Origin of the sequence: Geosporobacter subterraneus DSM 17957, from assembly GCF_900142145.1 — a bacterium.
Lineage (GTDB): Bacteria > Bacillota > Clostridia > Peptostreptococcales > Thermotaleaceae > Geosporobacter > Geosporobacter subterraneus.
In genome coordinates this window covers 1-13,726 of sequence record NZ_FQZV01000012.1, presented here as the reverse complement: position 1 = coordinate 13,726, position 13,726 = coordinate 1, and the positions used below count along the sequence as shown (strand labels likewise).

15 protein-coding genes and 1 pseudogene are annotated in these 13,726 nt (G+C 39.7%); 12 read left to right on the top strand and 4 right to left on the bottom strand.

Annotated elements, in window-relative coordinates; genetic code table 11:
* Nucleotides 1-16: 16 nt before the first annotated feature.
* The 4 genes and pseudogenes from BUB56_RS05200 (at nucleotide 17) to ltrA (ending at nucleotide 3,126) form a co-directional block, all read left to right on the top strand.
* Nucleotides 17-406 carry a hypothetical protein gene (locus BUB56_RS05200; RefSeq protein ID WP_110940316.1) on the top strand — a complete coding sequence of 130 codons (390 nt, stop codon included), beginning with the start codon at nucleotides 17-19 and terminating at the stop codon, nucleotides 404-406.
* A gap of 44 nt (nucleotides 407-450) precedes the next feature.
* Nucleotides 451-597 (top strand): hypothetical protein, encoded by a 147-nt coding sequence (locus BUB56_RS20355; RefSeq protein WP_110940315.1) that lies wholly within the window; start codon nucleotides 451-453, stop codon nucleotides 595-597.
* Nucleotides 575-1,210: pseudogene (gene eno / locus BUB56_RS05190) on the top strand (phosphopyruvate hydratase); the annotation flags it as partial. The gene BUB56_RS20355 and the pseudogene eno, both read left to right, overlap by 23 nt.
* A 497-nt stretch (nucleotides 1,211-1,707) precedes the next feature.
* Nucleotides 1,708-3,126, top strand: coding sequence for a group II intron reverse transcriptase/maturase (ltrA, locus tag BUB56_RS05185; protein WP_110940313.1), 1,419 nt, complete (start codon nucleotides 1,708-1,710; stop codon nucleotides 3,124-3,126).
* A 106-nt stretch (nucleotides 3,127-3,232) separates the two neighbouring features.
* On the opposite strand, the gene BUB56_RS05180 is transcribed toward ltrA, so the two are convergent.
* Together BUB56_RS05180 and BUB56_RS05175 are read right to left on the bottom strand one after the other, a co-directional pair.
* Nucleotides 3,233-3,997, bottom strand: coding sequence for a protein-glutamine gamma-glutamyltransferase (locus tag BUB56_RS05180; RefSeq protein ID WP_110940312.1), 765 nt, complete (start codon nucleotides 3,995-3,997; stop codon nucleotides 3,233-3,235).
* Nucleotides 3,994-4,878, bottom strand: a complete 885-nt coding sequence (locus BUB56_RS05175) for a hypothetical protein (RefSeq protein ID WP_190014220.1) — start codon at nucleotides 4,876-4,878, stop codon at nucleotides 3,994-3,996. The genes BUB56_RS05180 and BUB56_RS05175 overlap by 4 nt, the downstream gene beginning before the upstream one ends.
* 484 nt (nucleotides 4,879-5,362) lie before the next feature.
* Here BUB56_RS05175 and BUB56_RS05170 point away from each other — a divergent pair, with 484 nt between their 5' ends.
* Nucleotides 5,363-6,277, top strand: a complete 915-nt coding sequence (locus BUB56_RS05170; RefSeq protein WP_110940310.1) for a CAP domain-containing protein — start codon at nucleotides 5,363-5,365, stop codon at nucleotides 6,275-6,277.
* A gap of 336 nt (nucleotides 6,278-6,613) precedes the next feature.
* Here BUB56_RS05170 and BUB56_RS05165 read toward each other — a convergent pair whose 3' ends face one another.
* Entirely contained in the window at nucleotides 6,614-6,781 is a 168-nt protein-coding gene (locus BUB56_RS05165) for a Spo0E family sporulation regulatory protein-aspartic acid phosphatase (protein WP_190014217.1), read from the bottom strand.
* Between the two features lie 114 nt (nucleotides 6,782-6,895).
* Between BUB56_RS05165 and BUB56_RS05160 the strand changes: the two genes are divergently transcribed.
* Both BUB56_RS05160 and BUB56_RS05155 read left to right on the top strand, forming a co-directional pair.
* The gene (locus tag BUB56_RS05160) at nucleotides 6,896-7,504 is read left to right on the top strand and encodes a DNA-3-methyladenine glycosylase family protein (protein ID WP_110940308.1); all 609 of its coding nucleotides are present in this window, start codon (nucleotides 6,896-6,898) and stop codon (nucleotides 7,502-7,504) included.
* Nucleotides 7,505-7,737: 233 nt separating this feature from the next.
* Nucleotides 7,738-9,084, top strand: a complete 1,347-nt coding sequence (locus tag BUB56_RS05155; RefSeq protein ID WP_110940307.1) for a B12-binding domain-containing radical SAM protein — start codon at nucleotides 7,738-7,740, stop codon at nucleotides 9,082-9,084.
* Nucleotides 9,085-9,187: 103 nt separating this feature from the next.
* Here BUB56_RS05155 and BUB56_RS05150 read toward each other — a convergent pair whose 3' ends face one another.
* Nucleotides 9,188-9,400, bottom strand: a complete 213-nt coding sequence (locus BUB56_RS05150) for a hypothetical protein (RefSeq protein ID WP_110940306.1) — start codon at nucleotides 9,398-9,400, stop codon at nucleotides 9,188-9,190.
* Between the two features lie 215 nt (nucleotides 9,401-9,615).
* On the opposite strand from BUB56_RS05150, the gene BUB56_RS05145 reads away from it, so the two are divergent.
* The 5 genes from BUB56_RS05145 to BUB56_RS05125 all read left to right on the top strand — a co-directional run bounded on the left by BUB56_RS05145 (nucleotide 9,616) and on the right by BUB56_RS05125 (nucleotide 13,181).
* A complete protein-coding gene (locus BUB56_RS05145; RefSeq protein WP_110940381.1) occupies nucleotides 9,616-10,221 on the top strand; it encodes a flavodoxin domain-containing protein in 606 nt (201 codons plus the stop codon).
* 34 nt (nucleotides 10,222-10,255) lie between these two features.
* Nucleotides 10,256-10,957, top strand: coding sequence for a Crp/Fnr family transcriptional regulator (locus tag BUB56_RS05140; RefSeq protein ID WP_110940305.1), 702 nt, complete (start codon nucleotides 10,256-10,258; stop codon nucleotides 10,955-10,957).
* Nucleotides 10,958-11,397: 440 nt separating this feature from the next.
* Complete coding sequence (locus tag BUB56_RS05135) at nucleotides 11,398-11,604, top strand: DUF1657 domain-containing protein (RefSeq protein ID WP_110940304.1); 207 nt, start codon at nucleotides 11,398-11,400, stop codon at nucleotides 11,602-11,604.
* 167 nt (nucleotides 11,605-11,771) lie between these two features.
* Entirely contained in the window at nucleotides 11,772-11,909 is a 138-nt protein-coding gene (locus BUB56_RS20350; protein WP_110940303.1) for an acyl-CoA dehydratase activase-related protein, read from the top strand.
* A gap of 474 nt (nucleotides 11,910-12,383) precedes the next feature.
* Nucleotides 12,384-13,181, top strand: a complete 798-nt coding sequence (locus BUB56_RS05125) for a lipid II flippase Amj family protein (RefSeq protein WP_110940302.1) — start codon at nucleotides 12,384-12,386, stop codon at nucleotides 13,179-13,181.
* The last annotated feature ends 545 nt before the right edge of the window (nucleotides 13,182-13,726 follow it).

Here is a 13,726-nt window from a genome sequence, read left to right as displayed (position 1 = left end):
CAGACGGAGGTTAGCTATGAACAATATTATGGAGCAGTTTGATGAAACGTATAAAGAAATGATCAAGGCGTATATGGAGGAACAGGGCTTTTCTGAAGAGCAAGCCATTAGAAATCTGATGCTCCTAGGGTTGAGCTTTTATTATAGTCAATCTCAGATCCATGAGATCGCGCAAGGGGAAGAACCGGATATCCGCCTGCGCAGGGCACTGATGGAAGCCAATGCGAAATATGGGGCTTTGAAATTCAATTATTATGAAATGAAAAAAGACTATGATCGTATGAAACTTCAGGTTTCTGGCTTAGTTCATGAAAACAGGCAATATCAGGCAAGCTACCAACACGTAGTAGATATTGTTGAAGACTACCGCAAGGAGCTGGAGATCTATAAAAATGAGAATGCCTAGATTGACAAGAAAAGCCTTGTCTCAAAAATAAAGGGGGTAATAAAATGAAAATTCAAGAGGTTTTAGCTAGAGAAATACTGGATTCAAGAGGAAACCCTACGATTGAGGTAGATGTAATGCTGGAAGGAGGATTTTTTGGCAGAGCCGCGATTCCTTCTGGGGCTTCTACAGGCACTTCAATTGATTGTTGAGGCAATCGGCAGAGCAAAATATACACCCGGTGAAGATGTTATGATTGCTTTAGATCCTGCGGCATCAGAGTTTTTCGTGGATGGGCAATATAACCTTGCTGGCCAAGGGGTTAAAATGAACTCTAAGGAGCTTCTGGCTTACTATGAATATCTGATTAGCAATTATCCGATCATATCTATTGAGGATGGCTTCCATGAAGAAGATTGGGAAGCCTTTGCAGAAATGACTAAAAAGTTAGGAAATAAGATTCAGGTAATGGGTGATGATATTTATGTTACGAATCCTGTAAGACTCCAAAGAGGAATACAAGAAAATACTACAAACTCTATTTTGATCAAGTTAAATCAGATCGGTACGCTGTCAGAAACCCTTGATACCATCCAAATGGCCCACCGGGCAGGCTATACTACGGTGGTATCTCATAGATCTGGAGAGACAGAAGATACAACCATATCAGAGCTGGTTGTGGCAATTAATGCGGGACAGATAAAGACAGGAGCCCCTGCACGATCAGAAAGGGTAGCAAAATACAATCAACTTTTAAGAATAGAAGAACAGTTAGGAATGGCTTCAATCTATCCGGGAGTCAAGTGCTTATATAATCTAAAATAAGCTGCATATAGATAAGCGGTTTCAATAGTTAGTAGCAGTACAACCTAAACAAATAGCTTCCAGCTTGATGTATCAAGCTGGAAGCTATTTTGGTTGTGCGCCCAGCATGGGCGCAGTCTAACGGGTGAAAGTCCCGAACACGGGTTGATAGTGCCAAGTGTATAGCTTAAGGCAAGGGTGTCCTTGGCGACGAGGAATCTGAAGGAAGCCGGCGGCAAACTTCTGGTCTGACGAATAGAAATCACATCAGGCATACGTATGCTGGGTAAGGTTACAACTCAAACTGAAGCCCTAAACTATCCGGAAGTATACGGTGTAAATGTGGCAGATAGATGGAAGGAAAGACTGCGTTCTTACCTGGGGAGGTCTCACGGACATATGGAACGCCTTTGTGAAATATGGTTGAAACAAGATTCATCGTGAGAAGTCAGCAGATACCATAGTAGTGACTTAGACGACGAAGTCATGAAGGGTTGAACCTTAGGAGGTGAAAGTAAATGAATGTTACCAAAATCGGGACAAAAGAAAGCAGAACACGTTGCTGTAGCAACGGCTACTGTCAAAGAGATAGTGCGGAACACAAAGGGTATGACAGAGCGCTTACCGAAAAGAGGATAACTGAAAGCAACATCACCAATGCCGACAGTGAAGTAAATGGGATTTTAGAACAAATTCTAGACCGAGACAATCTTAACCGAGCATTTAAGCAGGTTAAGAAGAATAAAGGGTCACACGGAGTTGATGGGATGGAAGTAGAGCATCTTCTACAATATCCTAAAGACAACGGGAATGAGTTAAGAGAGACCATTTTGGAGGGAAAATACCATCCAAATCCAGTTCGACGGGTAGAAATACCAAAGGACAATGGAAAAAAGAGAAATCTTGGAATACCAACAGCAGTTGACAGAGTCATTCAACAAGCAATACTGCAAGTATTATCACCGATATTTGAACCCCAGTTTAGTGAAACTAGCTATGGATTCAGACCCAAACGAAGTACGCACGACGCAATAAAGAAATGCAAGGAATATGCGAATGAAGGATATACCTATGTTGTAGATATGGATCTTGAGAAATTCTTTGACGTAGTCAATCAATCAAAGATGGTAGAAATACTATCAAGGACGATTAAAGACGGAAGGGTTATTTCTCTGATTCATAAATACCTTAGAGCAGGTGCAATAGTAGGAAGACGGTTTGAAGAAACGAATATCGGACTCGCCCAAGGGGGGAATATCAGCCCATTATGTAGCAACATAATGCTAAATGAACTTGATAAAGAACTTGAAAAACGCGGGATAAAATTTGTGCGTTATGCTGATGATATACTTTTATTTGCGAGATGCAAAAGAAGTGCTAAGAGAATACTCTCCAACATCCTGCCATTCATAGAGAATAAACTCAAACTTAGAGTGAATAGGGAAAAGACAACTGTAGCGTATATTGGGAAAATCAAATTTCTTGGATATGGATTCTATCCATCAAAAGCAGGAATAAAACTGCGAGTACATTCAAAGAGTGTAGCTAAAATGAAGGACAAAATAAGAGAAGTAACATCAAGAAGTAATGGAATTGGCTATGAAGTGCTTAAATTAAAATTAAAGCAATTTGTAGTTGGTTGGGTGAATTACTTCAAACTTGCTGATATGAAGAATCTCTTATTGAATACAGACCAGTGGTTACGCAGAAGACTTCGGATGTTTATATGGAAAAGATGGAAGAAAATCAAAACTAGATACAGAATGCTGAGAAAACTTGGCTACAACCACAGTAATGCGAAAAAGTATTCCAACACAAGAAAAGGCTACTGGCATATAGCCGGCAGCCAAATACTGTCCTGTTCAATAACCGATAATCGGCTTAGAGAAGCAGGATATCAATTTTTCACGGATTATTACAAAACTGTTAGTGCATAAACTAAGGAACCGCCGTATACCGAACGGTACGTACGGTGGTGTGAGAGGTCGGTAGGTAAAATAATTATCTACCTCCTACTCGATTATAGCCAAACGCTGGCATAAGTTATGTTCTAACAAGCCGTTGATATAAGGATGCCAAACGTGAAAAACCCAAACGATTGACAGAATCCATAAGATAGGCTGATTCGGTGGCACCGGGTCTTCTGTTTCTATTTAAGGCTGCGATAATTTCATTCACGGTTTTGATACCAATCCCATGGCCATAATAGAGGCCGTTGCCTAAGTCAATTGCATTTTCTCCCTGCCATTCTGGAGTTAGGGGGTTAACATCGGGATTTTTAACATATCTGCAATCCCCAGGCAGATAATCTGTTGGATTTCGGAAATATGCAATGGCAAGATTGCTGTCTAATTGCTGCCAGTTCATCAGATGTATTTTAGAAAACAATTGGTTGAAAACGTCATGGGGAAATACATTTAGAACCGCTTTAAAGTAAAGGATGATAATGGCTGTAGCACATTCTGTGCCGTATCTGCGACCGTTTTTATAGATATCTTCAATCGCTTCAGAGGGAGGAACGTCATCTCTGGAAGTAAAGCCTCCATCCTCATTGCGAATCCAATAAGACGGATTACACACGGAATTTCGAAAAGTACGAAAGCCAATGCCGCTGTAGAAGAGTTCTCTGGATGCTTTTACAATATTTGCTCGCAGATCCAGTTCCACCTTCAGGTGATTGACCGATTCGTATCGGTAAGTATGATTACTGGAGGATAAAATCTCAATTACTCTTCTTTCCGTGCTGTTAGGTGGATACTGATCTATAAAAGCACTTGGAAGAATCCTATTGCCTATAAATACAGTCATAGTCTCCCTCCTGTTCTAGCTTTAGCGATCTTGATCTGCTCAGCAATAGGATACTGAAGCCAGGATTGCCACCAGGTCGGATTTTGCCGGTAGAGGGAGAGGGAGTAGTTAGAGAGCAGGATTTTGTGATGCAGATCTAATTTGCTATAGGCATCCAAAAGCTGAAAATCTTTGCTGGATAAGGGGGCTGCAACCTCAGCCTTGTTAGCGTAAAGAGGCTTGCATAAGTATTTAGCCTCTAGGATGATAACATAGGGAGAGGGTTTATGAAGCTGCTGCAGACTCTCTCCTGTATAGTGCAAAAATGGGCCATTATCCTGGAGCCAGTGGATGACATAGGAATATTGTTGATCTGCACTAACCATATTGCCGGTACCGATGCCTGGAATAAAGTTTAGCAATTGATGGGCAAATTCAACATCTTTTTGGTTTTCAGACTTTAAACGGTTTGCTATAAGAATCAAGCTTTGAGGCTCCTTGGCTTCGAAGAAAGCCCAGACTAAATCATGATTGAAGCGACCTTTTCGATTTCTTTCGAATATCATATCTGCCATAATGGGAAGTACAGATTTTTCGTGAAACAACTTTACCAAGAATGCTGCTGCAATATCTAAAACGGCATCGTGATCACTGCTAAGACCATCATGAGCTGACCCTGTTTCTAAAATCCACTTTAATATAGTATGGGCTGATTGAATATAGTCACAGAAGGAGAGGTCGATGGTGTGCTTTTCTGTTCCGTGAGATAATATATCATCGGTTAGGAGGAGTGCTGTTTTGTTGCGCTGATTCAAACCCTCAAATAAATTATTTTCACGAATCACGTCACGAAGCTGGAATAGAGATGAAAAGGATATCTGCTCATCATTTATCTGGTTCATAGCCTCCTGAATGTCGGATTCAACGAGAGTATGGAAGGCATTTTTTTGTAGGTTGTTGTTTTGCTGTGTGCTAAGCCTATGGGTAGAATATGCGGTTTTCAGCTGGCCTATGGACAGATAATGTTCTGAAGGATCTGTAGTGTCCCTAAAGGGATAGAAAGGGGGTGTGGTAGTATTGTGGTAATGGTTTGAATCAAATGGGGAGATGGCTAAAGGCCTGTAGAAATGGGCTGGAGGATACATATAGGGATAATGAGAAATATTGCTGCTGCTATAGGGGAAAGGCCTAGGTGTATGATAAGGAAGCATGTTTTTATCACCTCGCACATTTTTAATATCAATTCATAATATGAGAAAATCAAAAATATGTTCATTTGATCTATTTTTTTATTTATCAGCACTTTACTGATTTGCTAAATCTTACATTAAGATTAGAATTATTAATTTTTATCGACCGGAAATAATACTATTGAGGTGATAAAAAATGAGAAAAATCTTAATGATATTTGTTGCTGTAATGCTGATATTTACAGCATGTGCACCGCAACAAAGGCCATTGCCAAGACCAATGGATCAAGGCCAACAAAGACAGCAGCAGGAACAACAAAGGGCGGCTACGCCTAAGCAGGATCTTGAAACCAACGAATCATCCATCACTCAAATGGAAAGAGTAAGAAACTGTAGAGTCACAGCCAACACAGTAGATGTAAAGGCTGGTACAGGAGAAGCCTTCCCAACCATCGGAACACTGAACCGAAATCAGGAAGTAAGAGTACTGGACCAGGTGGGTAATTGGTACGTTATTCAAATGAATAATAACCGGGTTGGGGTTATAGATGCTGCGAAGGCAAAGCCGATCATTAAAGACGGAGATAACCTGCAAAACCAGCCTGTACAACAACCACAGGTTGCACAACAGCCCCAGGAAGCTCAGCAGCCGACAGTACCGCAGCAGACGCCTCAAAGAACACCACAAGCTCAACAACCGCAGACACAAGCACCTGCAAGATTGGGAGCTCAGGAACAGCAAATGGTAGACCTGGTAAATCGTGAAAGAACTAAAAATGGACTCCAGCCCCTGACTGTGGACCTAGAGCTTGCACGAGTAGCTGGAATCAAGTCCCAGGATATGGTAGACAACAATTATTTTAGCCACAACTCTCCTACCTATGGGAGCCCATTTGATATGATGAAAAAATTCGGAATCAGCTACCTTCATGCGGGGGAAAACTTAGCGGGCAATCAGAATGTTGATAGAGCACACACTGCTTTGATGAATTCCAGTGGGCATAGACAAAATATCTTAAGTCCGAATTTTACCCATATCGGAATAGGCGTTCGTCCCAGCCAAAAATATGGCTATATCTACACTCAAATGTTTATCAGTAAGCCGAGATAAATCGTAATAAAATAAGAATCCAAAAGAGGTACTAAGCTCTTTGGATTCTTATTTTATTAAGGATAGAATTTAAAAGGATGATGATTAGTCAAATTTTCTTCATAACTTGTCACCCTTGTACTTTTTCAACATAGTGTGTACTGAGCAAAGTGAAAGGGGGCCAAGAATTTCAACAAACGCTGGTTGTAAACCACCAATCCCAGTAGATGAGTGTCCCCAGTTTCTAGGGACCATACTGAGGGTCAATATTAGATAACTAAATAACACATAATTCATATAAAAGTGCTTAAAACTAAGTGCTTTTATATTTTTTTTGATTTTATCTTGCTATGAACATTATATGTTGTAAAAGGATTTTGTATAGGAGTAGATTACAGAGTTTATTAAACGACTGATGGACTGCACATTTGGATCTTGAAGATTCCAATGCGCTTCTTCAATTAAGATGTACATTGCATTTCTAAGAATACTTATTTCACTGAGCAAATCAAATGATCTTAGCAAATCAACACCCCCTAATGTCATATGTATGATACTATTGTTAAAATATTTCATAAAAATTATAATATTGGTATACAGAAACACACCAATATATCAAAAAACAAAGGGGGGAAGCGTATGCAGATATTTGAATATGGACAAAAAGAGATAGATTATTTAAAAAAGAAGGATAAAAAACTTGGTGCAGCTATTGATAAGATCGGCATGATAAAACGTGAGATTACTCCTGATCCATTTACAGCACTTGTTTCAAGCGTAGTAGGACAGCAGATTTCCAGCAAAGCCGCTGATACCGTATGGAACAGGCTGTGTGTTTTGCTGGGGGAAATAACACCTGAGAGAATCAGTCAAGCTGAACAATCTGAAATCAAGGGCTGCGGTATGTCTGAGAGAAAAGCCGGATATATAAAAGGAATCGCAGAGGCCGCCATATCTGGTAAAGTAGATTTTAGTATACTTCATACAATGACAGACGAGCAGATCATAGAAAAGCTGTCTTCCCTCCATGGAGTAGGTGTTTGGACTGCTGAAATGATACTGATTTTTTCCCTTTGCCGCCCTGATGTAGTGAGTTATAGGGATCTGGCTATATGCAGAGGAATGATGAACCTGTACAATCTCAAGGAGCTGCCTAAGGATAAATTTGAGCGGTATAGAAAACGATATTCTCCCTACGGGTCTGTGGCATCACTGTATTTATGGGAGCTTTCTGTAATGAAAGAATAGATTTTCCTATATGAAGAGATATAAAAAGGCTCACTGTGTGTGCTTCGCTAGGGGAACCTAGTTCCCCTTCGACGGCTGCAAGGCAGCCTGAGCACCTTCCTGAATGGGGGGATTTCATCCACTAGAATCCCTGCTTTTTTATTGTGTTATTCAATGACAGGTTAGTGAAGCGATTGATCGCAGCTATGGTATAATAAGACATAGATTAGGATGAATAAAGAGGGGAGCAGTACATGAAAATAAAGCTTATACAGCCGAGAATGAGCCTAAGGCCTGTAGACTCGGAATTTAAAAGACTTATGGCACCTCCCTTGGCGCTATTGACATTGGCTGCGTTAACGCCGCTAGGAGATGAGGTGATCATAGAAGACGAAAATGTAGCAGATATAAATTATGATGATTTACCGGATCTGGTGGGCATCAGTGTCAATATTGACACTTCTCAAAGAGCCTATACTATCGGCGAAAACTACCGGAAAAGAGGAGTGCCCGTAGTGGTAGGAGGAATTCATGTAAGTGCCAATCCGGATGAGGCGCTGAATTATGTGGATTCTGTATGTATTGGTGAGGCTGAGAGCTTATGGCAGCAAATTGTTGAAGATGCCAGAAAAGGACAGCTAAAAACGAAATACTATAGTGAACAGCCTACGGATTTAGAAAAAATACCGATTATGAACTGGAACCGTATTCCTGTGAAAAATTATTTGTATAATAATGTGGTGATTACCAGCAGGGGATGTCCCTTTCAATGTGACTTCTGCTACAATAGCTGTGAGTATGTGCATAATGTCTATAGGAATAGACCTATAGAAGATGTAATACAGGAGATCAATATGCTGGGAACAAAGCATATTATGTTTATCGATGATAACTTTATAGGCAATATACAGTGGACAAGAGAGTTTGTTAGAAGGATAAAACCTCTAAAGTTGAAGTGGAATGCGGCTGTTTCAATAAATATTGGAGAATACCTGGATTTACTGGATGAAATGAAAGAGAGCGGATGTCAGAGCCTTTTCATAGGTTTTGAATCAATCAATGAACAATCCATAAGCAGTGTACACAAGATGCAAAATAAAAGGACTAATTATGAAAACGTTGTGAGGGAAATCCATAAAAGAGGGATTATGATCAATGCAAGCTTGGTTTTCGGGTTAGACCATGATGATAAAAGTGTATTTCAGAGCACCCTAGACTGGCTTGTAAAAAATAAAATAGAAACGATGACCGCCCACATCTTAACGCCTTATCCAGGAACAAAATTATATAAGAGAATGGAACAAGAGGGTAGAATCATTGATTTTAACCTTAAACACTATAATACAGCCCATGTTGTATTCGCCCCCCTAAATATGACAAAGCAGGAGTTGTATGATGGGTATCTATGGATGTATCAGGAATTTTATTCTTTTAGGAACATTTTGAGAAGAATGCCTGAGCGAAGAGATCAGCAAATACCTTATCTGTTGTTTAATCTGCTTTATAGAAAGTTTGGAAAAGCGCTCTCCTTTATTGGAAAGAGAGGATTTATGAATAGATTTGGAAAACTGGCCAGAAGACTGGCTTATGGAGTATCCTAAAAAGAGATAGTATATGCTGAAAGCCCTCGCCAATTGAAATAATCGGCTGGGGCTTTTTAATTAGAAGAAGCTATAATTTGCTGTAAAGAAAAAGATAAGACTATCAAGTGTTTTGCCAGGAACCATCTTCCGTACAAACAGTTTTGGAGCCATCTTCATTGATGATTACAGAACCTACAGCATGTCTCATGCCGGCGTAAACACAGAAGGGGTCTTTTCCTGCATTGCCTGCGGGCTGATCGGTAGTGGCTTTTACACCATCAGGGGGTGTAATAATATTTACAAAGATATCCTCATGTTTTTTATGGAATTTCACAATATCACTCCTTTTTTATTCATAGAGTTTGATAGATTGGTCTAATATAAATATGTGTAATAAACATTTAAAAGATACACGACGAGACGATATTTTACATATTTTATTCGCTTAACAAGGAATTGGTGTATATATGTCAAATATTTAAATGTGCTTTAAAAAGTTTAGTTTACTACCAGCTGATCATACATTCCCATAGGCCCTATGTACAGGATATGATCAATAAGATAAGGGCTTTAGACATTCAGATGATTGCCCCTTCTCACGGATATATTCTAAGAGCCAATGTACAGCGCTATATCAACGTCTACGATGAAATGAGCAGTCCAAGGAAAAATAAAAAAGCGGCTATCCTGTTTAGTACGATGACTGGCAATACTACGAAAATCGCTAAAGGGATCGCGGCGGTGCTAGAAAAGAAGGCTATCGAAACGAGAATTATCAATGTAGATAATGCAGATCTGAAAGCTGTGCTGGGTGTAATCAGAGAATCGGATATGGTGTTCTTCGGAAGCTCCACCAGATATGCAGATATGGTAGGAAAGATGGAATTGGTACTCAAGGAATTAAAGCATATGGATCTGGAAGAAAAATTTGCCGTTGCTTTTGGCTCTTATGGATGGAGTGGAGAAGCAGTGGAAGTTATTCAGGACTATTTAAGGGGTACAAATATAAAAGTAGTGGACAGTTCCTATATTATAAAAACAACGGGTATGAGCCATCTGCAAATTCCTATCCGAATTAAGTTTACTCCCGATGGGCAGGAAGAGAATGTATTATACCCTGAGGTTGAGGCTATAGGGGATTTATTGTTAGGGTAATACCCAAAAAATGATCTATTAAGGGGTACGGGATATGAAAGCATGTTGTGATAGATGTAAAACTCAATTATGTGCAAGCAAGGTTTCCATTTTTGCGAACTTAAATCATGAGGAATTGATTGAAATAGTAAAGATGACTGGTCACAGGGACTATCATAAAGGGGAAACCATATTTTTGGAGGATGCAGATGCCAAAACCTTGTACCTTGTCAATGAAGGCAAGATAAAAATATATAAATACACCAAAGACGGAAAAGAGCAGATCCTGCACATATTATCAGAAGGGGACTTTTTCGGGGAACTCAATCTGTTTAAGACCGGAAAATACAGCTTTAATGCTGAGGCTATCACACCTACAAAGCTTTGTACCCTAACCAAAGATAAAATGAGGGAACTGATCATCGCCAAACCTGAAATCGGCCTAAAGATTTTGGAAGTCATCGGAGAAAGACTGGCTAAGGTAGAAACCCTGGTACAAAATTTGGCTACCAATGATGTAGAGGCGAGAATTGCGTACCTCTTGATGGATTTGAAAGATCGTTATGGCAGGAAAGGATCTCAGGGAATAGAAATCAAGCTTCCCCTTACAAGGGAGGAAATGTCCAACTTTACTGGCGTAGCCAGAGAGACCATGAGCAGGAAGCTGAAGAAGTTTGAGGATGAGGGGATTATTAAATTAGTCGGCATAAAGAAAATCCTCATCATCGATGAAGGGCGATTAGAGGAGTATATTTAAAATACACAAATCTCCATATGATTTTTGGATATATCTAAAAAGCTGCTTATGCAGTCTTTTTTTATGAACTATTTAACTTGGGAGAATATCAGGCAAATATCGCTATGAATATTGAAGTAGCAGATTTGATCGATGTTTTTTCAGGTTATACAGCTCAGTTTCCATCCCAGCAGTAAGTGAAAATGTTGGCACATTGTGCTGACAAAATATAAAAATAAGGGATAAAGCTTCTTACTGATAAGGCATCATTATATCAGCAGGAGGCCTTATCGGTTATTGTCAAAGGATGTAAAGAGCTATAACAGATTAGGATAAATATACTGTCAAATATTTTAAGTTTTATTTACAATAAATATTACATAAGACCGGCGGAGATGACAAAAAATATATATGCTGGTTTTAATAAACCAAGTAAACTTAAAGGAAAGGGATGACTAAGAATGACCGTTGGAACACAGATGCAGCAAGTGATCGCAGGTATAGAAAGTGCAGCAGCTTCAATGAAAACTTTTGCACTACAAACAGAGGATCAACAGGCAAAGCAGGAATTTCAGCAGTTAGCACAGACCTTGGATAATGCACTGCAAACCTTAGAAAAAAGAAGACAATATATAGAACAACAAGAGCCTCAATATAAGCAGCAATAGTATGAAGATAAGGAATGGATAAATGCCTGGGCGCATGTCACAAGGTATTTGCCATTTCTTTTTTAAGTGGTTCCTAGAACCACATCAAAATGATGAGAAAGGATCTGAATGGTGATGGCAAAATTTTGTTCATTTGGTAAACATATACATACTCATCAAAAAATAATATGGAAAAAACGCCTGTAGTAGGATTGCCAAAGGGTTTGTTTTATTATGATCATGGGAGCACATGGGAAAGGTTTTTAACAGATATAGGATGTAAAGTAATTCCTTCAAAGGATACCAATAAAGACATATTAGACTAAGAATCTTAGAAATACTCCTAGTTTAAAAAGTTCTACAGCTGTAGACCAACAAGAAATACAGAATGCAAAACAGAACATGACTAACGGTGCAACTGCAGGAGAAGGAACTACGGGTACCTTAACAGCCGGCGTTGCAGGTGCAACAGGTACAAATCTTAGCAGTTCAACCGCCATTGGACAGCAATAAGTTCAAAATGTACGAAAAAAGGTACAGCAAAGCGGCAGCCAAAATCCTAATGCTACAGGATTGCAGTAGGTAGAGAATCCCCTAGACGAATAAAAGTCTAGGGGATTTTATCATGCAGTCCCTTAGCCGGATAGCTTCAATCATTAAAAAACAAATGTAGTGTCTGAGGCAGTTAACTTTGAAAGCAATGGAATATACTGGTATAATTAGACTATAATAAAAACATGGAAGGACTGCATAAATAGATACTAATTATTCTCCTGATGAGATAGGAAAGGTGCAAAATTATGGTTTTTGGAGACGGACTGCTATGGAAGCTAACACTGCTTACGATTATCATTCATCTGGTAGATACATTATCTTACTCTGTGCGGTTAAATTCTGTAAAGAGCGGACAGTTTGCCCTCTCTCTTTCACTATTTAATCTAATCGTATTGGTATCCAGAACAGCCAATACTTTTCAAGGTCCATTGATTGGAAAGATGATTGACAGCAGTATCCAGCTTCACTATGATCCCTTACTGGAAATTCGTACCGTTATTGGTGGAGCAACTGTCGGAACGGTATTGGGAATATTGATGGTACCTACCTTTTTAAAGATATTTTCCAGAGCGGTAGCAAAATTAGAGGCAGCCGGATCAATACCAGCTATCGTGGTGCAAGCCTTGAGTATTGGCAATATCCGGCGAATTGCAGGCAGCGCTGTTAAGCCTTCAAGGAGTATGCTGCAGGGATTACGCTTTAAAAATATACCTAAGAGATTATTGTTGCTCAATGCCTTTATCACAGGTGTATATGCCATCGGTGTTTTAGCTGCCTATTATGCGGCGGTTTATGTTCCCGAAAATCGTCTGGCTGCTGCAGGGTCCTCAGGGATGATCAATGGGATTGCCAGCATTCTATTAACGATTTTTGTAGATCCAAAAGCAGCAATTATTACCGATGAAGCCTATCGTGGAAAGCGCCAGTATGGTGATGTGAAGGCACTGGTAATTATATTGATCGGTACAAAGCTCTTAGGAACACTTCTGGGTCAGGTGCTGTTGGTGCCGGCAGCAAAGCTCATCGCTGCTTTTTATTTATAGAACATTTGTATAAAGGGAGTTCAGTATATTTTCCAAGAGGTAATTGTAAGTCCTACGCCTAATTTTGCTTCTCTTGCCTTTAAGCATAAACAGGATTTTACCCTTGCAGGAGTTCGGTATGAAGACCATAATAGGCAGGTTTATACCGATTTGATTTATTATAAATCTGTTTAGTATAGCCTATATGGATATTTTATATATTGTAGATTATTGCGACATAGTACGGTTCTATATGGTTGTCATCCTGAGTAAAACGAAGGATCTTTAAAACAGAAACCAAAGATCCTTCACTGCGTTCAGGATGACATCTCTATGATAGTGACGGATGTAGGGGCGCACAGTGTGCGCCCGTCCAAATATGTATTGGAATTAGGTTGTAGGGGTGGAGGACCCTGTCCACCCGGGCAGCAAGATTCCTGCAACCCGCTTTATGATTTGTCATCCTGAACGGAGTGAAGGATCTGACCTTTAAAATTCTAGACCCGTTCGCTCCGCTCAGGGTGACAGCTTTATGAGGATGATAAAGTAGGGTTGGGTCTCAGGCC

Coding starts and splice junctions, on each gene's coding strand:
- BUB56_RS05125 (WP_110940302.1), top strand. CDS start 12,384: ATGGTTTTTGGAGACGGACTGCTATGGAAGCTAACACTGCTTACGATT.
- BUB56_RS05135 (WP_110940304.1), top strand. CDS start 11,398: ATGACCGTTGGAACACAGATGCAGCAAGTGATCGCAGGTATAGAAAGT.
- BUB56_RS05175 (WP_190014220.1), bottom strand. CDS start 4,878: ATGAACCAGATAAATGATGAGCAGATATCCTTTTCATCTCTATTCCAG.
- BUB56_RS20350 (WP_110940303.1), top strand. CDS start 11,772: ATGGAAAAAACGCCTGTAGTAGGATTGCCAAAGGGTTTGTTTTATTAT.
- BUB56_RS05140 (WP_110940305.1), top strand. CDS start 10,256: ATGAAAGCATGTTGTGATAGATGTAAAACTCAATTATGTGCAAGCAAG.
- BUB56_RS05145 (WP_110940381.1), top strand. CDS start 9,616: ATGATCAATAAGATAAGGGCTTTAGACATTCAGATGATTGCCCCTTCT.
- BUB56_RS05180 (WP_110940312.1), bottom strand. CDS start 3,997: ATGACTGTATTTATAGGCAATAGGATTCTTCCAAGTGCTTTTATAGAT.
- BUB56_RS05200 (WP_110940316.1), top strand. CDS start 17: ATGAACAATATTATGGAGCAGTTTGATGAAACGTATAAAGAAATGATC.
- BUB56_RS05160 (WP_110940308.1), top strand. CDS start 6,896: ATGCAGATATTTGAATATGGACAAAAAGAGATAGATTATTTAAAAAAG.
- BUB56_RS05155 (WP_110940307.1), top strand. CDS start 7,738: ATGAAAATAAAGCTTATACAGCCGAGAATGAGCCTAAGGCCTGTAGAC.
- ltrA (WP_110940313.1), top strand. CDS start 1,708: ATGAATGTTACCAAAATCGGGACAAAAGAAAGCAGAACACGTTGCTGT.
- BUB56_RS05170 (WP_110940310.1), top strand. CDS start 5,363: ATGAGAAAAATCTTAATGATATTTGTTGCTGTAATGCTGATATTTACA.
- BUB56_RS20355 (WP_110940315.1), top strand. CDS start 451: ATGAAAATTCAAGAGGTTTTAGCTAGAGAAATACTGGATTCAAGAGGA.